The sequence below is a fragment of the Pseudooceanicola batsensis HTCC2597 genome (genome assembly GCF_000152725.1).
GTDB classification, from domain to species: domain Bacteria; phylum Pseudomonadota; class Alphaproteobacteria; order Rhodobacterales; family Rhodobacteraceae; genus Pseudooceanicola; species Pseudooceanicola batsensis.
In genome coordinates this window covers 2,496,326-2,518,574 of record NZ_CH724131.1, presented here as the reverse complement: position 1 = coordinate 2,518,574, position 22,249 = coordinate 2,496,326, and the positions used below count along the sequence as shown (strand labels likewise).

At 66.2% G+C, this 22,249-nt stretch carries 19 protein-coding genes and 2 pseudogenes; 14 read left to right on the top strand and 7 right to left on the bottom strand.

Annotated elements, in window-relative coordinates:
- Positions 1-8: 8 nt before the first annotated feature.
- Entirely contained in the window at positions 9-1,043 is a 1,035-nt protein-coding gene (locus OB2597_RS16120) for a sodium:calcium antiporter (protein ID WP_009806671.1), read from the bottom strand.
- A 33-nt stretch (positions 1,044-1,076) separates the two neighbouring features.
- Positions 1,077-1,820 (bottom strand): bifunctional 2-polyprenyl-6-hydroxyphenol methylase/3-demethylubiquinol 3-O-methyltransferase UbiG, encoded by a 744-nt coding sequence (gene ubiG / locus OB2597_RS16115; protein WP_009806670.1) that lies wholly within the window; start codon positions 1,818-1,820, stop codon positions 1,077-1,079.
- A 49-nt stretch (positions 1,821-1,869) separates the two neighbouring features.
- Here ubiG and pip point away from each other — a divergent pair, with 49 nt between their 5' ends.
- On the top strand, positions 1,870-2,853 hold the full coding sequence (gene pip / locus OB2597_RS16110; RefSeq protein ID WP_009806669.1) for a prolyl aminopeptidase: 984 nt from the start codon (positions 1,870-1,872) through the stop codon (positions 2,851-2,853).
- Positions 2,854-2,888: 35 nt separating this feature from the next.
- Complete coding sequence (locus OB2597_RS16105) at positions 2,889-3,755, top strand: glycine reductase (protein WP_202944582.1); 867 nt, start codon at positions 2,889-2,891, stop codon at positions 3,753-3,755.
- A 17-nt stretch (positions 3,756-3,772) separates the two neighbouring features.
- Here the strand turns inward: OB2597_RS16105 and OB2597_RS16100 are convergent, their stop codons facing one another.
- Entirely contained in the window at positions 3,773-4,204 is a 432-nt protein-coding gene (locus tag OB2597_RS16100) for a PaaI family thioesterase (protein WP_009806667.1), read from the bottom strand.
- Between the two features lie 201 nt (positions 4,205-4,405).
- Here OB2597_RS16100 and rimP point away from each other — a divergent pair, with 201 nt between their 5' ends.
- Genes rimP through infB form a run of 4 tightly spaced genes read left to right on the top strand, consistent with a single transcriptional unit; the run spans position 4,406 to position 9,740 of the window.
- On the top strand, positions 4,406-4,975 hold the full coding sequence (gene rimP, locus OB2597_RS16095; protein ID WP_009806666.1) for a ribosome maturation factor RimP: 570 nt from the start codon (positions 4,406-4,408) through the stop codon (positions 4,973-4,975).
- A 4-nt stretch (positions 4,976-4,979) separates the two neighbouring features.
- A complete protein-coding gene (nusA, locus tag OB2597_RS16090; RefSeq protein ID WP_009806664.1) occupies positions 4,980-6,590 on the top strand; it encodes a transcription termination factor NusA in 1,611 nt (536 codons plus the stop codon).
- 16 nt (positions 6,591-6,606) lie between these two features.
- The gene (locus OB2597_RS16085; RefSeq protein WP_009806663.1) at positions 6,607-7,197 is read left to right on the top strand and encodes an RNA-binding protein; all 591 of its coding nucleotides are present in this window, start codon (positions 6,607-6,609) and stop codon (positions 7,195-7,197) included.
- Between the two features lie 41 nt (positions 7,198-7,238).
- Positions 7,239-9,740: a translation initiation factor IF-2 gene (gene infB / locus OB2597_RS16080; RefSeq protein ID WP_040609864.1), complete on the top strand. Its 2,502-nt coding sequence runs from the start codon at positions 7,239-7,241 to the stop codon at positions 9,738-9,740.
- Positions 9,741-9,913: 173 nt separating this feature from the next.
- On the opposite strand, the gene OB2597_RS22310 is transcribed toward infB, so the two are convergent.
- From OB2597_RS22310 to OB2597_RS16065, 4 genes are all read right to left on the bottom strand, one after another.
- Complete coding sequence (locus OB2597_RS22310; RefSeq protein ID WP_086000837.1) at positions 9,914-10,054, bottom strand: hypothetical protein; 141 nt, start codon at positions 10,052-10,054, stop codon at positions 9,914-9,916.
- Between the two features lie 190 nt (positions 10,055-10,244).
- Complete coding sequence (locus OB2597_RS16075; RefSeq protein ID WP_009806661.1) at positions 10,245-10,646, bottom strand: (deoxy)nucleoside triphosphate pyrophosphohydrolase; 402 nt, start codon at positions 10,644-10,646, stop codon at positions 10,245-10,247.
- Positions 10,643-11,872: a bifunctional glutamate N-acetyltransferase/amino-acid acetyltransferase ArgJ gene (gene argJ, locus OB2597_RS16070; RefSeq protein WP_009806660.1), complete on the bottom strand. Its 1,230-nt coding sequence runs from the start codon at positions 11,870-11,872 to the stop codon at positions 10,643-10,645. The genes OB2597_RS16075 and argJ overlap by 4 nt, the downstream gene beginning before the upstream one ends.
- A gap of 3 nt (positions 11,873-11,875) precedes the next feature.
- Positions 11,876-12,724, bottom strand: a complete 849-nt coding sequence (locus OB2597_RS16065) for a peptidylprolyl isomerase (protein WP_009806659.1) — start codon at positions 12,722-12,724, stop codon at positions 11,876-11,878.
- Positions 12,725-12,898: 174 nt separating this feature from the next.
- Here OB2597_RS16065 and secA point away from each other — a divergent pair.
- The 8 genes and pseudogenes from secA to OB2597_RS16030 all read left to right on the top strand — a co-directional run.
- Positions 12,899-15,398, top strand: a pseudogene (secA, locus tag OB2597_RS16060) (preprotein translocase subunit SecA); the annotation flags it as partial.
- 173 nt (positions 15,399-15,571) lie between these two features.
- A pseudogene (locus OB2597_RS22760) lies at positions 15,572-15,685 on the top strand (SEC-C metal-binding domain-containing protein); the annotation flags it as partial.
- Positions 15,686-15,832: 147 nt separating this feature from the next.
- Entirely contained in the window at positions 15,833-16,855 is a 1,023-nt protein-coding gene (locus tag OB2597_RS16055; protein WP_009806657.1) for a hypothetical protein, read from the top strand.
- A 22-nt stretch (positions 16,856-16,877) separates the two neighbouring features.
- Positions 16,878-18,437, top strand: coding sequence for a substrate-binding domain-containing protein (locus OB2597_RS16050; RefSeq protein ID WP_009806656.1), 1,560 nt, complete (start codon positions 16,878-16,880; stop codon positions 18,435-18,437).
- Positions 18,438-18,544: 107 nt separating this feature from the next.
- Positions 18,545-20,698, top strand: coding sequence for a malate synthase G (locus tag OB2597_RS16045; RefSeq protein WP_009806655.1), 2,154 nt, complete (start codon positions 18,545-18,547; stop codon positions 20,696-20,698).
- Positions 20,695-21,117, top strand: coding sequence for a GlcG/HbpS family heme-binding protein (locus OB2597_RS16040; RefSeq protein ID WP_009806654.1), 423 nt, complete (start codon positions 20,695-20,697; stop codon positions 21,115-21,117). Before OB2597_RS16045 ends, OB2597_RS16040 begins: the two co-directional genes overlap by 4 nt.
- Complete coding sequence (locus OB2597_RS16035) at positions 21,118-21,732, top strand: VOC family protein (protein ID WP_009806653.1); 615 nt, start codon at positions 21,118-21,120, stop codon at positions 21,730-21,732. It abuts the gene before it with no gap.
- Positions 21,733-21,780: 48 nt separating this feature from the next.
- Positions 21,781-22,167: a PaaI family thioesterase gene (locus OB2597_RS16030; RefSeq protein WP_148234748.1), complete on the top strand. Its 387-nt coding sequence runs from the start codon at positions 21,781-21,783 to the stop codon at positions 22,165-22,167.
- Positions 22,168-22,249: the final 82 nt, after the last annotated feature.

The following is a 22,249-nucleotide window of genomic DNA, read 5'->3' as shown; positions in this document are numbered from 1 at the left end:
TGCCACGGTCAGAGCACGAGCTGGACCGCGATGGCGATGGCGTAGATGCCCAGCAGCCCGATCGAGTCGATCCCCATCCGCACCGGCCCGTGCCGTTCGCGGGTAATCAGCCCGGCCAGAAGGGCGGCGGTCATCAGGACCGCGACTGCGACCCAGAAGAAATCCTGATCGGTCGCCGCATGATAGAGCGATCCGTCGCGATAGGCCGTGTCCGCCAGCGTCAGGAAGAGCGTGTCGAACATGTTCCCGCCGATGATTCCGCCCACGGCCAGTTGCAGCGCGCCGCGCCTCACCGCGGCGATCGTTGTTACCAGTTCGGGCAGCGAGGTGGCCACGGCCGTCATCAAGGCGCCCACGAGCGAGGCCGAAACGCCGATCCGGTCGATGATTGTCGAGGCGCTCTGCGCGATGGCGTATCCGGCCAGACCCATCGCCGCCATGAGTAGGAGAAATTCGGAGGTCAGGCGCAGGGTGGATTTGCGCGCGGTCTCTCCGTCCTCTTCATCCGGCGTGTCGTGCCGTGTCTCCGGGGTGCGGACGGGTTTCCACATCGGATCTTCACGGACACGGCGGCTCACGGCGAGGCCGAAGACATAGATCAGGGGGATCGCGAAAGAGACCGGGTGGACCGCCCAGATCGTCACCTCGGGCGCGGCCATCGCGGCGACCGGCAGGGCGAGGAGAAATATCAGCAACACGCCCTGGATCAGGTTCGTCGCCTCTGCGGCCGCATGTTCGAGGTTCGCCCGGCGAAAGGTCATGTCGGCGATGGCGAGAAAGGCGGTCTGCGCCGCGATGCCGCCGACCGAGTTGGAAAAGGCCAGCGAGGCGCGCCCGTCCAAGGCCGCGGAGACCGAGACGACCGTACCGGAGAGCGAGGTCGCCGCACCCAGCACGACGGCGCCGACCATCGCCTCGCCCAGGCCGGTGCGGTCGGCGAGCGTATCGGCCCGGCCGGTCATGATGACCCCGCAGATGGCGATGATGAGGGCGCTGGCGGCGAAGACGGCGACGATAGCCGTAAGGGGGAGGCTTGCGAACATGAGCAGACAACGCCATGCCCCCGGGGGGGTTCCTCAGGCCGGACGCAGGGCGGCGGTCACGTAGTTGACCGACAGGTCGCGGTCCGAGATGCGCCACTGCCAGGACACGGGGTTGAACACGTACCCCTTGCGATCCACGGGATCGAGCCCCGCCCGGCGCAGCAGGTCGAACAGCTCGTCCGGGGTGATGAACCGGTGCCATTCATGCGTGCCCCGGGGCAGCCAGCGCATGACGTATTCCGCACCCACGATGGCCATGGCAAAGCTCTTGGGGTTGCGGTTGATCGTCGAACAGAGGTGCAGTCCACCGGGCCTGAGAAGGTCGTGACAGGCGCTGAGGTAGGACAGCGGGTCCGCGACGTGCTCGACCACCTCCATGTTGAGCACGACGTCGAACCGTTCACCGGCCTCGGCCAACGCCTCGGCCGTTGTGTGGCGATAGTCGATCCTCAGCCCCGACTGTTCGGCATGGATCCGGGCGACGGGGATGTTGCGCTCGGCCGCGTCGGCGCCCACCACCTCGGCGCCGAGCCGCGCCATGGGCTCGCACAGGAGCCCGCCGCCGCATCCGATATCGAGAACGCGAAGCCCTGCGAACGGGCGGTCGCCGGAAAGGTCGCGATCGAATTCGGCGGCCACCTGCCGGGTGACATAGTCCAGCCGGACGGGGTTCATCATGTGCAGCGGCTTGAACTTGCCGTCAGGGTCCCACCAATCCGCCGCCATGGCTTCGAACTTGGCAACTTCCGCCGGGTCGATCGTGCCTGTCGATTGCATTTCCTGATCCTTGGGGCCATGGTTGATGACGACCTATATAGGGCAGATCATGGACAAGTCCTCGGGCCAAAAGAGCGCAGCTTCATACCTCTATCCCCCGATCGACCCGTTCGATCAGCGCATGCTGGACGTGGGCGACGGCCACACGATCTACATGGAGCAGGCGGGCAATCCCGAAGGCGCCCCCGTCGTGGTGCTGCACGGCGGTCCCGGCGGCGGGTGCAGCCCGGCGATGCGGCGCTATTTCGACCCCAATCACTACCGGATCGTCCTGTTCGACCAGCGCGGCTGCGGACGCTCGCGCCCCCATGCCAGCGTCGAGCACAACACGACCTGGCATCTGGTGCGGGACATCGAACTGATCCGCGAGACGCTGGACATCGACACCTGGTCGGTCTTCGGCGGCAGCTGGGGCGCGACGCTGGCGCTGATCTATGCGCAGACCCATCCCGGGCGGGTGCGCAACCTGGTGCTGCGCGGCGTGTTCCTGATGACGCGGCGCGAGTTGAACTGGTTCTACCAGGGCGGGGCCGGCGCGTTCTGGCCCGAGGCCTGGGCCCGTTTCCAGGAGCCGATCCCGGAAGACGAGCGAGACGACATGATCGCCGCCTATCATCGACGGCTCTTCTCGGGCGATCTGAAAGAACAGACCCGGTATGCGCGGGTGTGGTCGGCATGGGAAAATTCGCTCGCCTCGATGCGCACCGCCGGACAGGGGGGCGAATCGCCCGGTGACTATGCCCGGGCCTTCGCGCGGCTGGAGAATCACTATTTCACCCATCTGGGATGGCTCGAGCGGGATGGTCAGCTCCTGGCCAATGCCGATCGGATCGCCGATATTCCCGGGGTCATCGTCCAGGGGCGTTACGACATGATCTGCCCGCCGCTCATGGCCTATGAACTGGCGTCGCGCTGGCCGGAAGGAGAGCTGCAGATCGTCGGAGACGCCGGCCACGCCCTGTCCGAGCCGGGCATTTCGGCCGCCCTGGTGCGGGCGATGAACCGTATCGCGTCGCGGTCGACCGCCGGCTGATGCAGGCCGATCCGCACGACACTCCCGTTCCCTACATGCGGCGCACGCGTGACTGGTATCTCGCGCTGGGGTTCGACAATCCCTATGTCTGGGCGCATCACCCGGATGTGCCCTTCGCTCCGCTGGGCAGGCCCCTGACCGAGATGAAGCTCGCCCTGATCACGACCGCGGCGCCCTACCGGCCGGACCGGGGCGATCAGGGGCCGGGGTCCGCGTACAATGCCGAGGCCAAGTTCTACCAGGTCTATTCCGGCAGCGTGCGCGAGGATCACGACCTGCGGATCTCTCACGTGGCGATCGACCGGGACCACACGACGATGGAGGATTCTGGCACCTGGTTCCCCCTTCCCGCGCTGCGAGAGGCCGAGGGTCGCCTGTTCGGGTCCCTCGCGCCCCGGTTCCACGGCCTGCCCACCAACCGTTCGGTGCGCCATACCCTTGGCGTGGACGCGCCGGAGATCCTGGCACGATGCCGCGAAGACGGGGCGGAGGCGGCCGTGTTCGTGCCGAACTGCCCGGTCTGCCACCAGTCCGTGACGCTCGTGGCGCGGCACCTGGAGGACCAGGGAATACCGACCGTCATCATGGGATGCGCCAAGGACATCGTGGAGCATGTCGGCGCGCCACGGTTCCTGTTCTCGGACTTTCCCCTGGGCAATTCCGCCGGGCGACCGAAGGATCCGGCCAGCCAGGCCGGGACCCTGGCGCTGGCGCTGCGGGTGCTGGAAACGGCGCCGGCAGCCAGGACGACGGTGCAGAACCCGCAGCGGTGGTCAGAGGACGCGCGGTGGAAGCTCGACTATTCGAACGTCGCGACCCGGTCGGACGAAGACATGGCCCGCCACCGGGCCAAGGCCCATGCCGATCGCGAGGTCGCGCGGCGCATCCGCGAGGCGACCTGACCCGCTCGGCCTCGGCCTCAGGTTTCGGGTTTGCGCTTCAGCTTTTTCCAGATGCCGTGGGCCCGGCCGATCAGTTCCCCGTCGGCCAGGATCTCGCCCACCATCCAGATCAGGCTTCCGGTCTCGCGCACGATGCGGGGCCGGACCTCGACGAAGCGCCCGATTCGCGCGGCGCCGAGGAAATCGTAGCTGAAATTGACCGTCGCCACGGGATTGCCGCCATGACATCGGCGGGCGATACGGCCAAGTCCGCGATCCGCAAGTGTCATCAGCATGCCCCCCTGCACGACGCCGTTCAGGTTGCGGTGATGGTCGGCCGCGCGGAACCCGATCCGCTGCGGGTGGCCTTCTGTCTCGCGATACCAGATCGGTCCGACATGGTGGATGAACCCGCCGTCCTCGACGGGGTGCCAGCTGTCATCGGGCGGTGTCGGCGCTGTGTCTTTCATGGGTCATCCGGGTCCTTTGCCTGTCCGGCTGTTAGCATGATGACAATCCGAGGGGGAGAGACGAGAAGCCTCTTGCGATTCGCGGCCGCCGGGCCTATATGCCGCTCAACAGCGGCGTGTTGAGGCTCTGGCCGAAACGCTCCACCGGATGCATCAACGGGCCGCGCGCCCGTTTTTTTGTACCCGGAGATCACGTCCCCCATGGACCTTATCGCCAAGACCGCCATCGACCGTCGCCTGGCCGAGATCGTGACCCCCGTCATCGAGGACATGGGGTTCGAACTGGTGCGCCTGCGCCTGATGGGCGGACAGACCAAGACGCTTCAGATCATGGCCGAACGTCCCGGCGGCGGGATCGAGGTGGACGAATGCGCCGAAATCTCGAACGCCGTGAGCGCGACGCTCGATGTGGAGGATCCCGTAAGCGACGCCTACACGCTCGAGGTGTCGTCGCCCGGGATCGACCGGCCGCTGACCCGGCTCAAGGATTTCGACACGTTCCAGGGCTACGAGGCCAAGATCGAGACGACCGAACTGATCGACGGTCGCAAGCGCTTCAAGGGGGTTCTTGCCGGGGTCGAAGGCGGCGAGATCCTGATCAACATAGAAGAAGGCACCGTCGGGCTGCACTTCGACTGGCTGGCGGATGCCAAGCTGGTCCTGACCGACGAGCTCATCAAGGAGATGCTCAAGGCGCGCAAGGACGCGGGGCAGCTCGACGAAAGCCAATTCGACGACATTGAGACTGAGGAAGGTTCCGAGGAGGACTGAAACGATGGCGATTACCTCTGCCAACCAGCTTGAACTTCTGCAGACCGCCGAAGCGGTCGCGCGCGAGAAGATGATCGACCCCGGCCTGGTTGTCGAAGCGATGGAGGAATCCCTCGCCCGCGCCGCGAAGAGCCGCTACGGCGCCGAGATGGACATCCGCGTGTCGATCGACCGCAAGACGGGCCGCGCGACCTTTACCCGCGTCCGCACCGTGGTCGAGGACGAGGAGCTGGAGAATTACCAGGCCGAGATGACGGTTGAGCAGGCCCGGCAGTACATGGCCGATCCGCAGGTCGGCGACACCTTCACCGAAGAGGTTCCGCCGGTCGACATGGGCCGGATCGCAGCCCAGTCCGCCAAGCAGGTGATTCTCCAGAAGGTGCGCGAGGCCGAGCGCGACCGCCAGTACGAGGAATTCAAGGACCGCGCCGGCACGATCATCAACGGTGTCGTCAAGCGCGAGGAATACGGCAATATCATCGTCGATGTGGGCCGGGGCGAAGCCATCCTGCGCCGGAACGAGAAGATCGGCCGCGAGAGCTATCGCCCGAACGACCGGATCCGCTGCTACATCAAGGATGTGCGCCGCGAACAGCGCGGGCCGCAGATCTTCCTGAGCCGCACCGATCCGCAGTTCATGGCCGAGCTCTTCAAGATGGAAGTGCCCGAGATCTACGAGGGAATCATCGAGATCAAGGCCGTCGCCCGCGATCCGGGGTCGCGCGCCAAGATCGCCGTGATCTCCTACGACGGGTCGATCGACCCGGTCGGCGCCTGTGTCGGGATGCGCGGCAGCCGCGTTCAGGCCGTGGTGAACGAACTTCAGGGCGAAAAGATCGACATCATCCCCTGGAACGAGGATCAGCCGACCTTCCTCGTCAACGCGCTGCAGCCCGCCGAGGTCACCAAGGTGGTTCTCGACGAAGAGGCCGAGCGGATCGAGGTGGTGGTGCCGGAAGAGCAGCTTTCGCTCGCCATCGGCCGGCGCGGTCAGAACGTGCGTCTGGCATCGCAGCTTACCGCGCTCGACATCGACATCATGACGGAAGAAGAGGAATCGGCCCGTCGTCAGAAAGAGTTCGAGGAACGCACCAAGCTGTTCGTCGATACGCTCGATCTGGACGAATTCTTCGCCCAGCTTCTCGTTTCCGAAGGCTTCACGAACCTCGAAGAGGTCGCATATGTCGAGATCGACGAGCTGCTGGTGATCGACGGCGTCGACGAAGAGACGGCGAACGAACTGCAGGCGCGCGCCCGTGACGTTCTCGAGGCCCAGGCCAAGGCGGCGATGGAACGCGCCCGCGAACTGGGTGCCGAAGACAGCCTTATTGAATTCGAGGGGCTGACACCCCAGATGATTCAGGCCCTGGCCGAGGACGGTGTGAAGACGCTCGAGGATTTCGCCACCTGCGCCGACTGGGAACTGGCCGGCGGCTGGACGACGGTAGAGGGCGAGCGTGTCAAGGATGACGGTCTGCTGGAACCCTTCGACGTCTCGCTCGAGGAAGCGCAGCACATGGTCATGAACGCACGCGTCATGCTGGGCTGGGTCGATCCGGCGGAACTCGAGGCCGAGGAAGCTTCGGAAGAGGTGGAGGCTCAGGCCGACGCCTGACCCCGGAGGAACCGCGATGACCCGAGGCGGTCGAACCAGGGACCGGGAAGCCGGTCCGGAACGGAAGTGTATCGTCACCGGAGAGGTCCGGCCCAAGGAGGGGCTGGTCCGCTTCGTGGTCGGACCGGATTCCGCTATCGTGCCGGATGTGCTGGAAAAGCTTCCGGGACGCGGTATATGGGTCACTGCCGAGCGGGCGACGCTCGAGTCGGCAGTGGCGAAGAAGCTGTTCGCCCGTTCGGCGAAACAGGCCGTGACGATCCCCGAGGGGCTGATCGATCAGGTCGAGGCCGGACTGGTGACACATGTGACCAGCCTGCTGGCGATGGCGCGCAAATCCGGCGATGCGGTCGCCGGGTACGAGAAGGTCAAGGATTGGCTGGCCAAGGATTATGCAGATGTGCTGATCCAGGCCAGCGACGGGTCGGGCCGGGGGAAAAGCAAGCTCTCGACCCCTTATGGTGGCAGATTCATCGGCTGGCTCACGGCAGACGAGCTGGGGTTGGCCTTCGGGCGTGAAACTGTCATACACGCCGCCTTAGGAACTGGCGGACTGAGCAAAAGAGTTGTAGAGGAGGCCGCAAGGTTGAAAGGCCTGCGCGCCTGACGCTGGCGGGAGGGTCCCGCCCGAAAGGAAATATGAACCACATGAGTGACAACGACGGCAAGAAGACATTGGGCGTTCGTGGCGGTCCCCGTTCGGGGAGCGTGAAGCAGAGCTTCAGCCATGGCCGGACCAAGAACGTCGTGGTGGAAACCAAGCGCAAGCGGGTCGTGGTCCCCAAGCCAGGTCCTGCGGGCAAGTCCACCGGCGGCGGCGCCGCTTCGGGTGGCTCGGGCAAACGTCCGGCCGGCATCACCGATGCCGAGATGGAACGTCGTCTCAAGGCCGTCCAGGCCGCCAAGGCGCGCGAGGCCGAAGAGGTCGCGCAGCGCGAGGCCGAGGAGAAGGCGCGCGAGAAGGAACGCGAGCGTCGCCGCGAGGAGGCCGAGGCCAAGGCCCGCGAGGAGCGCGAGCGCGAAGAGGCGCTCAAGGCCAAGGCGGAAGAGGAAGAACGCCAGAAGCGCGAGGCCGAAGAGGCCGCGAAGCGCGCGGCCGCCCAGGCCGCGGCGCCTGCGCCGCAGGATGATGGCGGGCGCTCGGCCAAGGCGGCACCCAGCCGCGGTGGCCCCGCCGATCGTGCGCCCCGCAACGAACCGCGCAACGACCGCGACGACCGCGGCGGCCGCGGCAAGGGCCGCGCCGACGGGCGCCGGTCGGGCAAGCTGACCCTGAACAAGGCGCTGTCGGGCGACGAGGGCGGACGCCAGAAATCGCTGGCCGCGATGAAGCGCAAGCAGGAGCGTGCGCGTCAGAAGGCCATGGGCGGCCCGGTCCAGCGCGAAAAGGTGGTACGGGACGTCCAGGTGCCCGAGGCGATCATGGTCGGCGAGCTTGCCAACCGGATGGCCGAACGTGTGGCCGACGTGGTCAAGGCGCTGATGCAGAACGGCATGATGGTGACCCAGAACCAGACGATCGACGCGGATACCGCGGAACTGATCGTCGAGGAGTTCGGGCACAACATCGTCCGCGTCTCGGATGCCGACGTGGAAGACGTCATCAAGGAAGTCGAGGACAAGGAAGAGGACCTGAAGCCGCGCGCGCCGGTCGTGACCATCATGGGCCACGTGGACCACGGCAAGACCTCGCTTCTCGATGCGATCCGGAATGCCAAGGTGGTCTCCGGCGAGGCCGGCGGGATCACCCAGCATATCGGTGCCTATCAGGTCCAGTCCGACAGCGGGCAGACCCTGACCTTCCTCGATACGCCGGGCCACGCCGCCTTTACCTCGATGCGGGCCCGCGGTGCGCAGGTGACGGATATCGTCGTGCTGGTCGTGGCCGCGGACGACTCGGTCATGCCGCAGACGGTCGAGGCGATCAATCATGCCAAGGCCGCCGGGGTTCCGATGATCGTGGCGATCAACAAGATCGACAAGCCCGAGGCGGATGCCAACACCGTGCGGAGCGAGCTGCTCCAGCACGAGGTGATCGTCGAGCAGATGTCCGGTGACGTGCAGGATGTCGAGGTGTCGGCCCATAGCGGGCAGGGCCTGGACGAACTGCTCGAAGCGATCGCGCTGCAGGCCGAGATCCTCGAACTCAAGGCCAACCCCGATCGGGCGGCCGTCGGCGCGGTGATCGAAGCGCAGCTCGACGTCGGGCGCGGTCCCGTGGCGACGGTGCTTGTCCAGTCGGGCACGCTCCGCCAGGGCGACGTCTTCGTCGTGGGCGAGCAGTACGGCAAGGTCCGGGCGCTCGTGAACGACAAGGGCGAGCGCGTCAAGGAGGCGGGGCCGTCGGTTCCGGTCGAGGTGCTGGGTCTCAACGGCACGCCCGAAGCGGGCGACGTGCTGAACGTGACCGAGACCGAGGCGCAGGCCCGCGAGATCGCCGAATACCGCGAGAAATCCGCCAAGGAGAAGCGCGCCGCCGCAGGCGCCGCGACGACCCTCGAACAGCTGATGCAGAAGGCCAAGGAAGACGAGAACGTCACCGAGATGCCGATCCTGGTCAAGGCGGACGTTCAGGGCTCGGCCGAGGCCATCGTTCAGGCGATGGAAAAGATCGGCAACGAAGAGGTCCGTGTGCGGGTGCTTCATGCCGGCGTCGGCGCAATCACCGAGAGCGATATCGGCCTGGCCGAGGCGTCCGGGGCTCCGGTCTTCGGGTTCAACGTCCGGGCGAACGCTCCGGCGCGGAATGCGGCGAACCAGAAGGGCGTGGAGATCCGGTACTACTCGGTGATCTACGACCTCGTGGATGACGTGAAGGCCGCGGCATCGGGTCTGTTGTCCGCCGAGATCCGCGAGAACTTCATCGGCTACGCCCAGATCAAGGAGGTCTTCAAGGTCTCGGGCGTCGGCAAGGTCGCCGGTTGCCTGGTCACCGAAGGCGTTGCACGCCGTTCGGCCGGGGTCCGGCTGCTGCGCGACGATGTGGTGATCCACGAGGGGACGCTGAAGACACTCAAGCGCTTCAAGGACGAAGTGGCCGAGGTGATCTCGGGTCAGGAATGCGGGATGGCGTTCGAGAATTACGAAGACGTTCGTCCGGGCGACGTGATCGAGATCTTCGAACGGGAAGAAGTCGAACGGACGCTTTGATCCGGTCGAACGGAAAAAGGAAAAGCGCGCCTTCAGGGGCGCGCTTTTTCGTTTCGGACAGGGTTCCGTTATCCTGATCGATGTCTCGCGCAGTGTCGGTCACGCACGAGAAAACGACAGGATGCGAGCATCCTGTCCCAAGTCGTCAAGTTGTCGGTATTGTCGTGGCTATGTCAGGCCGCTACAGCGCCGCCCACGGGCGTGCCGCGGAAAACCTGATTGCCGACGCGCACTTCGACGCGTCCATCGGCGGTGGTGCCGACATAAGTACCCTGCACAGAAACACAGGACCCGACTGTGATGGTTTTAAGCATAGTAACCTTCTCCCCGCAAAGATTGTTTCACAACCTACAGTAAAAAATTGGCTTCGCCTACTACCCGATGTTCAAAATTCAGTCATAAAGCGAATTTTTTCTGAACTAATTTCGGGCTTCATGCGTTGTGCCGATTCATTTGTTGCGGCGCAGCGCTCTGATTGCAGCGCCCATCCGGCTGACGGCGGGGTCACAACCAGTCGCGGAGGATGGGGATCAAGGGGAGGTCCGCTGGCGGCATCGGATAGTCGCGTAGCCGCTCGGGGCGGGCCCAGGCAAGTCTCTGACCTTCCTGCGGCTGCGGCTGGCCGTCCCACTTCCGACAGGCGAACAGGGGCATCAGCAGGTGAAACTCGTCATAGGCGTGCGAGGCGAAGGTGAGCGGGGCGAGGCAGGAGTTCCAGGTCTCGATCCCGAGTTCCTCGTGCAGCTCCCGGATCAGCGCGGCTTCGGGGCTCTCGCCCGGCTCGACCTTGCCGCCCGGAAACTCCCAGAGGCCCGCCATGGACTTGCCTTCCGGCCGCTGGGCCAGCAGAACCCGCCCATCGCGGTCGATCAGCGCCACCGCCGAGACCAGAACGACCCTGCTCACGACCGGTAGTCGGCGTTGATCGAGATGTAGCCGTGCGTGAGGTCGCAGGTCCACACCGTGGCGGTGCCGCCGCCCAGTCCGAGATCTACCCGGATGTCGATGTCCGTGCCCGTCATGTGTGCGGCGCCGTCCTCTTCGCGGTAGCCTTCGGCGCGCCAGCCCCTGTCGGCGACCAGCACGTCGCCGAACCAGATCGATAGCAGATCCCTGTCGGCGGCGGCGCCCGACTTGCCGATGGCCATGACAATGCGCCCCCAGTTCGGGTCTTCCCCGGCGATGGCCGTCTTGACCAGCGGCGAGTTCGCGATGGAGAGGGCGTGGGTCCGGGCGTCGGCATCGGACTGCGCGCCGGTCACGTGGATCTGGACGAATTTCGTGGCGCCCTCGCCGTCACGGACCACCTGGTGCGCCAGGTCCAGCATCACGCCCCGCAGGGCGTCGATGAAATTGGTGTTGGCCTCGGTCACCCGGATGCCGGAGGCGCCGGTCGCGGCGCAGAGCAGCGTGTCCGAGGTCGAGGTGTCGCTATCGACGGTGATGCAGTTGAAGGTCAGGTCCGCGTTGGCCGAGACCATGGACTGCAGGACGTCCCGCTCGATCGCGGCATCGGTGAAGATGTAGACCAGCATGGTCGCCATATCCGGCGCGATCATGCCCGAGCCCTTGGCGATGCCCGCGATCTTCACCCTCTGGCCGTCGATCGTGACCTCGGCCCCGGCGCCCTTGGGATAGGTGTCGGTGGTCATGATCGCACCGGCGGCCTCCTCGATACCTCCGGCCTGCAGGTTGCCGGCGAGTTCGGAGAGTTTCGCGGTGATGCGATCATGCGGGAGCGGTTCGCCGATCACCCCGGTGGAGGAGGAAAACACCCGGGATTCGTCGATCCCGAGGGCTTCGGCCGTGGCCGCGGTGATCCGGCTCACCGACTCGCGGCCGTTGCGGCCGGTGAAGGCGTTGGAATTGCCCGAGTTCACGATGATGGCGGCGGCGTTCCGGCTGTCACGCCCGATCTTGTCCTGGCAGTCCAGTACGGGGGCCGAGCGTGTGGCCGAACGCGTGAATACCCCTGCGACGGATGTGCCCGGCGCCAGCCGGGCCAGCATCACGTCTTTCCTGTTGCTGTATTTCACGCCGGCTTCGGCGGTGGCGAACTCAACGCCCGCGATCACCGGAAGGTCGGGGAAGGACGCGGGCGCCAGGGGGGAACGCGGGGGTGTGCCGCCCATAGATCACTCCAGAAGGTCGATATTGCTCAGCTGCGCGGGATCGACGGCGTCGGCCCCGGTGGTGTCCACATTCGCGTTTTCGACCAGCGCGTCAATATGCGCCTTCACGAGTTGCTGTTCGACCTGACCCCGCAGTTCGTCCCGGACGTCCTCGAGCGCGGGGGCGTCCTTGGTGCGGGTCTCCTGAAGCTGGATCACATGCCAGCCGAACTGGGTCTGAACCGGCTCGGAGACGGCGCCGGGTTCCATGCCCACGACAGCCTCTTCGAACGGGGCGACCATCATGCCCTTGCCGAACCAGCCCAGTTCGCCGCCGTTCGGAGCGGAGGGACCGGTGGATTTTTCCTGGGCGAGTTCGGCGAAGTCGCCGCCCCCGTTCAGCTCCTCGACGATGGCGCGGGCCTCTTCCTCGGTCTCGACGAGGATATGCGCGGCCTTGTACTCCGTCTCGGGTTCCGCGTTGCCGTAGGTATCGTCATAAGCCTGCTGGATGGCTTCGTCGGTGACCCCATCGGAGAGCACGTCCCGCACGGCCTTGGCGGCGATCAGGCCGCGCTCTTCGTTCTCCAGTGCCAGGCGGATGCTGCGCGGGGTGTCGCCTTCGTAGCTTTTGCTCAGCGCGGTCTGCTGCACCAGCTGATCGAGGATGCCCTGGAACAGGACCTCGTCGGGAAGCTGGCCGTATTGCTGCGGCAGAGACTGGCGCAGCAGGATCATGTGCCCCAGGGTGATCTCGGTTCCGTCGACGGTCGCGACGACCGTGTCGGCCGTTGTTTCGTCCTGGGCCTGCACGGGCGCGGCCATCGCCAGAGTGAAGGATACCGCGGCGGCCTGGATCAGTCGTTGCGTCATGTTGAAGCCTTTGATGGGCCGCGTCCGGGCGCGGCGTTGACAGGGTAAGGGTGTCCCCTTACATCGCACTATGGCTTTGCGGGGCCCCGATTGGCCCCCGTTCTATGGGCAGTGGCGGGGCTGTACAACCGGACCGCCAACACATCGACGTCAACAACCGGAACGGATCAGATCATGCTGGGAATGGGTACTCTTGCCAAAAAGGTGTTCGGGACGCCGAACGACCGGAAAGTCAAGGCCACCCGCAAGACCATCCAGGCGATCAACGATCTCGAGCCGGAATTCGAAAAGATGAGCGACGATCAGCTCAAGGAGAAGACCGAGGCCCTGGCCGCGCGGGCGATGCAGGGCGAAAGCCTCGACGACATCCTGCCCGAGGCCTTCGCCAACTGCCGCGAGGCGGCCAAGCGCGCCCTGGGGCTGCGCGCCTTCGACGTGCAGCTGATGGGCGGGATGTTCCTGCATCAGGGCAACATCTCCGAGATGAAGACAGGCGAGGGCAAGACGCTCGTCGCGACCTTTCCGGCCTATCTGAACGCGCTGACCCGCAAGGGCGTGCATATCGTCACGGTCAACGATTATCTCGCCAAGCGGGATGCGGAGTGGATGGGCAAGGTGTTTGCGGCCCTCGGCCTGACGACCGGCGTCGTCTATCCGCAGCAGCCCTCGGCCGAGAAGCAGGCGGCCTATCGCTGCGATGTGACCTATGCCACGAACAACGAACTGGGCTTCGACTATCTGCGCGACAACATGAAGTCGGAACTGAACGAGATGTTCCAGCGCGGGCACAACTTCGCGATCGTCGACGAGGTGGACTCGATCCTGATCGACGAGGCGCGGACGCCGCTGATCATCTCGGGTCCGGCGCAGGACCGGTCGGATCTCTATACCGCCATCGACAAGGTGATCCCGGACCTAACCGAGGATCACTACACGATCGACGAAAAGCAGCGGCAGGTCACCTTTACCGATGCCGGCAACGAATACCTCGAGGCGCAGTTGCACGCACGCGGCCTGCTGCCCGAGGAACAGACGCTCTACGATCCGGAATCCACCACCGTCGTCCACCACGTGAACCAGGCGCTGCGGGCGCACAAGCTGTTCAAGCGCGACAAGGACTACATCGTCCGCTCGGGCGTGGTGGTGCTGATCGACGAGTTCACCGGCCGGATGATGGCCGGGCGCCGTCTCTCCGAGGGGCTTCATCAGGCGATCGAGGCGAAGGAAGGCGTGGATATCCAGCCCGAGAACGTCACGCTGGCGCAGGTGACGTTCCAGAATTACTTCCGTCTCTACGACAAGCTGTCGGGCATGACCGGCACGGCCGTGACCGAGGCCGAGGAATTTCAGGAAATCTACGGGCTTGGCGTGGTGGCGGTGCCCACCAACAAGCCGATCGCGCGCGAGGACAACGACGACGCCGTCTATCGCACCGCGCAGGAGAAATTCGACGCCATCGTCCAGACCATCAAGGAGGCCCACGAGAAGGGGCAGCCGATTCTCGTCGGGACCACCTCGATCGAGAAGTCCGAAATCCTGTCGGATCTGCTGACCAAGGCGGGTCTCAAGCACAACGTCCTGAACGCCCGCCATCACGAGCAGGAGGCGCAGATCGTCGCCGATGCGGGCAAGTACGGCGCGATCACCATCGCGACGAACATGGCGGGCCGCGGGACGGACATCAAGCTTGGCGGAAACGTTGATTTCAAGGTCATGGAGGCCCTCGCGGCCGATCCCGAGGCCGACCCCGAGGAGATCCGCGCAAAGATCGAAAAGGGCCACGCCGCGGAAGAGCAGAAGGTCAAGGAGGCGGGCGGGCTGTTCGTGCTCGCGACGGAACGGCACGAAAGCCGCCGGATCGACAACCAGTTGCGTGGCCGCTCGGGCCGCCAGGGCGACCCCGGTCGGTCCGCCTTCTTCCTGTCGCTGGAAGACGACCTGATGCGGATCTTCGGGTCCGAACGGCTGGACAAGGTGCTTTCGTCCCTCGGCATGAAAGAGGGCGAGGCGATCATCCACCCCTGGGTGAACAAGTCGCTCGAACGGGCCCAGGCCAAGGTCGAGGGGCGCAACTTCGACATGCGGAAGAACGTGCTCAAGTTCGACGACGTGATGAACGACCAGCGCAAGATCGTCTTCAAGCAGCGCATGGAGATCATGGAGGCGCAGGATCTTTCCGAGATCGTCGCCGACATGCGCAATCAGGTGATCGACGATCTCGTCACCCAGTACATCCCGCCCAAGACCTATGCCGAACAGTGGGACGGCCAGGGTCTCTATGCTGCCGTTCTGGAATATCTCAACATCGACGTTCCGGTGATCGAATGGGTGGCCGAAGAGGGTGTCGACGACGAAACCATCATCGAGCGGCTCGAGGACGAGGCGGACAAGATGATGGCGGCCAAGGCGGTGAGTTTCGGCCCCGAGAACATGCGCTCGATCGAGAAACAGGTGCTCTTGCAGACGATCGACTCGAAATGGCGCGAGCACCTGCTGACGCTGGAGCATCTGCGGTCGGTCGTGGGTTTCCGTGGCTATGCGCAGCGGGATCCGCTGAACGAGTACAAGTCCGAGGCTTTCCAGCTGTTCCAGTCCATGCTCGACAGCCTGCGCGAGGACGTGACCAAGACCCTGTCCCGCGTCCGCCAGCTGACCGAGGAAGAGCAGCGCCAGCAGATGGCGGCGATTCAGCAGCAGCTGGCCAAGGAGGGCATGGTGCCGTCGGCAGGCGGGGAAGGAAGCGACGCGGCGCAGGCGCCGATCGTGCCCGAGCCGGGAACCGCCCCCGCATCGGCAGGCGCCGCTCCTGCGGCATCGGGCGCGGCTCCGGCTGCGTCGGGCACGCCTGCGCCGGGTTTCGACGAGAACGATCCGTCGACCTGGGGCAACCCCGGCCGGAACGCCCCCTGTCCCTGCGGGTCGGGCAAGAAGTTCAAACATTGTCACGGGGCGATGGCCTGAGCTCGCGCTACCGGTCCTGACGCGCGGGTCTTCGTGTCCGCCGTGCGATGATGCTCGCCCGGCGGAGCAGATGTTCGGCACGACTTCGTCATAAGTTCGCCCTTATTGGCATCCATTTTCCGGTCCGGAACGTGATCGGAGAGAACGATGTTCAAGATCAGCAGGATCGCCATAATGGGCGGTACCGTCGCGCTGGCGGGGGCCGCCGGCCTCTACATGCAGTCGGGCGCCGGGCCGGAGCCCGCGGCGGATCAGATCGCCATGGTCCGGGTGCCGGACACGACCCTCCCTCAGGAGGCCGAGAGCCCCGCCGCGCTGGACGCCAGGCCTGTGCGCCTGGTCTCGATCTCGCTGACCTCCGCTGATCTGTCCGGGGCCCTGCCGGACGACGCCGATCTGCCCGAGACGCCGGTGCTTGCCGCCGCTTCGTCCGACGATCTCATGGACATGCCGGGGGCCGCGTTGAGCGAGCCCGGGATGACCGACGAATGCGCCCTCGATCTCTCCGGCGACTCGCGTGCGGCGGCGATGGTGGCGCTTCGGCTCACCGCGCCCTGTCAGCCGAACGCGCGCGTGACGCTGGTGCATGGCCGCATGTCCTTTACGGCTTCCACCGATGCCGAGGGGATCCTGGAGGTCGAGGTTCCCGCGCTAGAGGAAGAGGCGCTGTTCGTCGCCAGGACGGGGGACGGCAACGCCGCCGCGCTCGAGATGCGGGTCGACAGCCTCGCCTTCTACGACCGGGCCGTGGTGCAGTGGCATGGCGGCCGCACCGGCGTCGCCGTTCATGCACGCGAATTCGGCGCGGAGTACGACACGGCCGGCCATGTCTGGGCCGGTGCCCCGCGCGAGGCCGCGGTCGCGGCCCGGGGCGAGGGCGGGTTCCTCGTCCGGCTGGGCGATGCGGAAGCGGCCGAGGCCAGCATGGCCGACGTCTACACCTTTCCGACCGGGACGACGACGGCCTCGGGCGAGGTCGCGCTGACCGTCGAGGTCGAGGTGACGGAAACGAACTGCGACCGGGACCTGATGGCCGAAGTGATCCAGGTGTCGGGCGGCAGGGAACCGCAGGTCTCGACACTGGACGTGGTGCTTCCCGCCTGCGACGCGGTCGGGGATTATCTTCTGTTGAAAAACCTTGTCGATGACCTGAAGATCGCCGCCAGATAACAGGCGGCTCTCCGAGGACCATATGACCATCCTGCGTGCGGTGCTTTGCGCCGCACTTCTTCTGTACAAGACCGCCGTCCCGGCCATCTCCCAGGACGTGACCCTGACCTCGCGGGACGGCAGCGTGACGATCCGCGGCATGCTGCTGGGCTTCGACGGAGAGTTCTACCGGGTCGAGACCGATTTCGGCGAGCTGACCGTGGACGGTTCGGGCGTGGTCTGCGACGGGCCCGGATGCCCGAATCTCGAGGCCTTCGTCGCCGAGCTGGCGATATCGGGGGCGGCGACCACGGGCACGGTGCTGTTGCCGGCGCTGGTCGAATCCTTCGCCTTCCGGGCGGGCTATGCCGTCGAACGGCAGGACGAGGGGGCGGGCGTCGTCACCTATGTTCTGGCGGACAAGGACGACGGCGAGGTCGCCGCGCGCTTTTCGATCCGGTCCAGCAACACGGACGAGGGGTTCGCGGATCTCCTGGCGAACGAGGCGGATATCGTCATGGCCCTGCGCGAGATTCGCCCGCCCGAACTGCGCCGCGCCATCGAGGCCGGCATGGGCAACCTGCGGGCGACGGGCCGGAACCGGGTGCTGGCGCTGGACGCGCTGGTGCCGATCGTGTCCCCGGACAACCCTGTCCGGGCCCTGACCCTGCCGCAGCTGGCGGCGATATACGCGGGCGAGGTGGACAACTGGAGCGCTTTCGGTGGCCCCGACGCGCCGATTGCCCCCCATCTGCGCGACGCCGAGTCCGGCATGGGCCAGGCGGTCGAGGATCGCCTGCTCGGGCCGGCCGGCGCCGAGCTATCGGACAGGGTAGAGCGGCACGGGTCCGATGCGCAGATCGTCGCCGCGGTGGTGGCGGACCCCTTCGCCATCGGGCTGACCACGGCCTCCGAGACGGGGAACGCGGCACAGATCGGGCTGAGCGGGGCCTGCGGGTTCACCGTTCGCGCCACCCGGCGCACCGCCAAGACCGAGGATTACCCGCTGACCATGCCGGTCTTCCTCTACATGCCGGCCCGCAGGCTGCCCAAGCTGGCCCGCGATTTCCTGGCCTACCTGCGCCAGCCCGCCGCGCAGCTGGTGATCCGCCGCGCCGGGTTCGTGGACCAGCTGCCCGAAGAAATTCCGATCGCGGATCAGGGCACGCGCTTCGCCAATGCCATTGCCCAGGCCGGCGGCGGTATCGCGCTGGAGGAGTTGCAGCGCATGGTCTCGACCCTCACCCCCTACGAAAGGCTGACCGTCTCCTTCCGGTTCGAGGCCGGCTCGGCCCTGCTGGACGCGCAGTCCCGGTCGAATATCGAGCAATTCGCCGCTGCCCTCGAGAACGGGCTCTATGACGGCCGCGAGGTCATGTTCGTCGGGTTCTCGGACGGGTCGGGCGATGCGGCGACGAACCTGCGGATCTCGCGCGAGCGTGCCCGGGCGGTGCGCCGGGCCGTGGTCCTGGCTGCGGGGGATGCCGAGCTTGACCGTATCCGCATGACCACCGACGCCTTCGGCGAGGCGATGCCGATGGCCTGTGACGACAGCCACTGGGGGCGGCAGGTCAACCGGCGGGTCGAGGTCTGGATCCGCTAGTGCCGGAGCGGGATTTCCGCATTCACACCCGCGCAGCAGGTGGTAGATGTGACAGAAACACCGGGTTTCGAAACTGCGTCTCGTGACCTCAACAAGGGAGATGGTTCATGACGGACTATGTGGAACGCGCCGGATTGCAGGTTGCCGATGTCATCGCCGAGTTGGTGGAGGACAGGATCCTTCCCGGTCTCGACATCAGGGCCGAGGAGTTCTGGAACGGCTATGCCCGGATGCTGGCCGACCTCGTGCCCGAGAACCTGCGCCTTCTCGACGTGAGGGATCACCTGCAAGCGCAGATCGATGCATGGGCCGCGGACCGCAAGGGGCAGGACATCGACCCGGCCGAATACCGCGCCTTTCTCGAAGAGATCGGATACATCGTTCCCGAAGGCCCGGACTTCGAGATCCGGACGGAGAACGTCGATCCGGAGGTCGCGCGGGTCGCGGGGCCGCAGCTTGTCGTTCCGGTGATGAACGCACGTTTCGCGCTGAACGCCGCGAATGCGCGCTGGGGATCGCTCTACGATGCGCTCTACGGCACCGATGCCCTGCCGGGGGCGCCGAAAGGGCCGGGCTACGATCCCGAACGCGGCGCGCAGGCCGTGGCCTGGGCCGCGCGTTTCCTGGACGAGGCCGTGCCGCTGGAAGGGGCCTCGCATGCCGATGTCACGGCCTACCGGCGCGATGGCGCCGCGCTGGTGGCGATGGTGGGGGAAAAGGCCCATGGGTTCTCCGACCCCGGCGCCTTCGTCGGGTATTCCGAGGAGGGCGACACCGCCTCCTACATGCTGCGCCACAACGGCCTGCACATTGAACTGGTGATCGACCCCTCGCATCCGGTCGGCGCGGCCTCGCCCTCGGGCCTGCGCGACGTGGTGATCGAATCCGCGCTCACGGCCATTCAGGACTGCGAGGATTCGGTCGCGGCGGTGGACGCGGCGGACAAGGCAGAGGTCTACGGCAACTGGCTGGGCCTCATGAAGGGGGACCTGACCGAGACGTTCGAAAAGGGCGGGCAGACCATGACTCGGCGCCTGAATCCCGACAAGGAGCTGACGGCGCCCGACGGCTCGGACCTCGTGCTGCCGGGGCGCGCATTGCTGCTGGTGCGGAACGTCGGCCATCTCATGACGACCGATGCCGTGCTGTTCGAGGGCGAGGAGACCCCCGAGGGCATGCTGGACGCGCTGGTGACGGTGGCCTGCGCCATGCACGATCTGAAAAAGACCGACGGGCCGCGCAATTCGCGCTGCGGGTCGGTCTATGTCGTCAAGCCCAAGATGCACGGACCGGACGAGGTGGCCTTTGCCGATGCGCTCTATGCCGAGGTCGAGGCGGTTCTGGGCCTGCCGAAATACACCGTCAAGCTGGGCGTGATGGACGAAGAGAGGCGGACCTCGGCGAATCTGCGGGAATGCATGCGTGCGGTGAAGAACCGGTTGGTCTTCATCAACACCGGCTTCCTGGACCGGACCGGGGACGAGATCCATACCTCGATGCATCTGGGCCCGTTCATTCCGAAAGGCGAGATGGCGGGTTCTCTATGGCTCGGCGCCTATGAGGACGGGAATGTGGATGCGGGCCTGTCGCTGGGTCTGCGGGGGCGCGGGCAGATCGGCAAGGGGATGTGGGCCAAGCCCGACAGGATGGCCGAGATGCTCGAGGCCAAGACCAACCACCCGATGGCCGGCGCCAACACGGCCTGGGTGCCGTCGCCGACCGCGGCCACCCTGCACGCGACGCATTACCACCAGATCGACGTCTCGCAGCGGCAGGACGAGCTGACCAGTCGTGAGCGCCCTAGGCTCGTCGACCTGCTGACGCCACCGGTCCTGGGCGGGCGGAACCTGACCGAGGACGAGGTCAGGCGCGATCTGGACAACAACTGTCAGGGCATCCTCGGCTATGTGGTGCGCTGGATCGATCAGGGGGTCGGTTGTTCCAAGGTGCCGGACATCAACGATGTCGGTCTGATGGAGGATCGCGCCACGCTGCGGATCTCGTCCCAGTACCTGGCGAACTGGCTGCTGCACGGGCTGATCACCGAGGACGAGGTCGAGGCCGCCCTCAGGCGGATGGCGGCCAAGGTGGATGCGCAGAACGCCGGCGATCCGGCATACCGTCCGCTGGCCGACAACCCGGAGGGCCCGGCATTTCAGGCGGCGCGGGACCTGATCTTCAAGGGCGTCTCCCAGCCGTCGGGCTACACCGAACCGCTGCTGCACGCATGGCGGCGCCGGGCAAAGGAGGAACAGGCATGATCACTGTACAAAGACTGGATCTCGCCGATGCGCGGGTGATGCTGGACGCGGCGAAGGCCCGGGCCGACAAGATCGGCGTGCCCATGTGCATCGCCATCACCGACGACGCCGGCAATCTCGTCGCGTTCGAACGGATGGACGGCGGCAAGGTGACCTCGACCACCATCGCCATCGACAAGAGCTATACGGCCTCCGGCGCGAAGAGGGCGACGCATGAGTATGGCGAGGCCAGCCAGCCCGGAAAGCCGGCCTACGGCATCGCCTCGGCCATCGGCGGGCGGCTGATGGTGGTGGGCGGCGGCCTGCCGGTCATGGTCGACGGGACCTGTGTCGGCGGGATCGGCGTCAGTTCGGGGACGCCGGCGCAGGACATCGAGGTCGCGCAGGCCGGTCTCGACGCCTTCATGGCGGCACTCTGAATGCTCGAGCTTGACCATATCGTCGTCGCCGCGCCCTCGCTCGAGAGCGGGCTTGGCCATGTCAGGGACCGGACCGGGCTGGACCTGCCGCCCGGGGGCGAACATCCCCTGATGGGGACGCACAACCACCTGCTCCGGCTCGGGGCCGACGAATTCCTCGAGGTGATCGCGGTCGATCCTGCGGCTCCGGCCCCGGACAGGCCGCGCTGGTTCGGGCTGGACCGCCCGCTTGCCGGTCCGCGCCTTGCGCACTGGGTGGTGCGCTGTGCCGACATGGCCGTGGCGCGGCCGCGGCTGCCCGAGGATCTCGGCCCCGCGATTCCGGTGACGCGCGGCGATCTGACCTGGCTGCTGACCGTTCCGGAGGACGGAGCGCTCCCCATGGAGGGCGCCCTGCCGAGCCTGATCCAGTGGACGACAGACCCCCTGCCGCCGACCCGGATGCCCGGAGCGGGGGCAGAGCTTTTGTCGCTGACCGTCTCGCATCCCGGGGCCGATCAGATCTCCGACTGGCTGTCGCCGCTGCTGGGCGACCCCCGGATCCGCTATCGGACCGGGCCGTGCAGCCTGTCGGCCGAGCTGAAGGTCGGCGATCGCGTGGTCACGCTGCAGTAGACAGTGACGCCATCCGGCTCCATCCTGACGACCGGGATGGAGGACGAGATGAACGACACAAGAGAATATTCGGGACACCTGCGGTTCGAGACCCTCGTCGTGTCGAACGACGAGGCCCGGGGAACCATGCCGGTGCAGGAGGGCGTCCTGAACCCCTTCGGCACCGTGCATGCCGGCGCGCTCGTCTGGTTCGCGGATGTGGTGGCGACGCGGCTGGCGCTGCAGGGGGCCAGCGTTTCGGCCGGCGGCCAGGGTTTCCCACTGGCGATCAACATCACCGCGCAGATTCTGTCGAACGTCACCTCGGGCATTCTGACGGCGCGGGCTCGTTTCGTGAAAAAGGGACGGACGTTGCAGGTTGTCCGGACCGAGGTGACATCGGACCAGGGCAAGCAGCTGCTGGACCTGACGACAAGCCACATCACCTCGAAATAGCGCGGGCACGGGCCGCGAACGAAAATGGGCGCGGCAACGGCCGCGCCCAGTGAAATCGAGGGTCGTCTTGGGTTCTCGTTCA

Coding starts and splice junctions, on each gene's coding strand:
- OB2597_RS16085 (WP_009806663.1), top strand. CDS start 6,607: ATGACCCGAGGCGGTCGAACCAGGGACCGGGAAGCCGGTCCGGAACGG.
- OB2597_RS16105 (WP_202944582.1), top strand. CDS start 2,889: ATGCGGCGCACGCGTGACTGGTATCTCGCGCTGGGGTTCGACAATCCC.
- OB2597_RS16050 (WP_009806656.1), top strand. CDS start 16,878: ATGACCATCCTGCGTGCGGTGCTTTGCGCCGCACTTCTTCTGTACAAG.
- pip (WP_009806669.1), top strand. CDS start 1,870: ATGGACAAGTCCTCGGGCCAAAAGAGCGCAGCTTCATACCTCTATCCC.
- OB2597_RS16065 (WP_009806659.1), bottom strand. CDS start 12,724: ATGACGCAACGACTGATCCAGGCCGCCGCGGTATCCTTCACTCTGGCG.
- OB2597_RS22310 (WP_086000837.1), bottom strand. CDS start 10,054: ATGCTTAAAACCATCACAGTCGGGTCCTGTGTTTCTGTGCAGGGTACT.
- nusA (WP_009806664.1), top strand. CDS start 4,980: ATGGCGATTACCTCTGCCAACCAGCTTGAACTTCTGCAGACCGCCGAA.
- ubiG (WP_009806670.1), bottom strand. CDS start 1,820: ATGCAATCGACAGGCACGATCGACCCGGCGGAAGTTGCCAAGTTCGAA.
- OB2597_RS16035 (WP_009806653.1), top strand. CDS start 21,118: ATGCTCGAGCTTGACCATATCGTCGTCGCCGCGCCCTCGCTCGAGAGC.
- OB2597_RS16045 (WP_009806655.1), top strand. CDS start 18,545: ATGACGGACTATGTGGAACGCGCCGGATTGCAGGTTGCCGATGTCATC.
- infB (WP_040609864.1), top strand. CDS start 7,239: ATGAGTGACAACGACGGCAAGAAGACATTGGGCGTTCGTGGCGGTCCC.
- rimP (WP_009806666.1), top strand. CDS start 4,406: ATGGACCTTATCGCCAAGACCGCCATCGACCGTCGCCTGGCCGAGATC.
- OB2597_RS16055 (WP_009806657.1), top strand. CDS start 15,833: ATGTTCAAGATCAGCAGGATCGCCATAATGGGCGGTACCGTCGCGCTG.
- OB2597_RS16030 (WP_148234748.1), top strand. CDS start 21,781: ATGAACGACACAAGAGAATATTCGGGACACCTGCGGTTCGAGACCCTC.
- OB2597_RS16120 (WP_009806671.1), bottom strand. CDS start 1,043: ATGTTCGCAAGCCTCCCCCTTACGGCTATCGTCGCCGTCTTCGCCGCC.
- OB2597_RS16100 (WP_009806667.1), bottom strand. CDS start 4,204: ATGAAAGACACAGCGCCGACACCGCCCGATGACAGCTGGCACCCCGTC.
- argJ (WP_009806660.1), bottom strand. CDS start 11,872: ATGGGCGGCACACCCCCGCGTTCCCCCCTGGCGCCCGCGTCCTTCCCC.
- OB2597_RS16040 (WP_009806654.1), top strand. CDS start 20,695: ATGATCACTGTACAAAGACTGGATCTCGCCGATGCGCGGGTGATGCTG.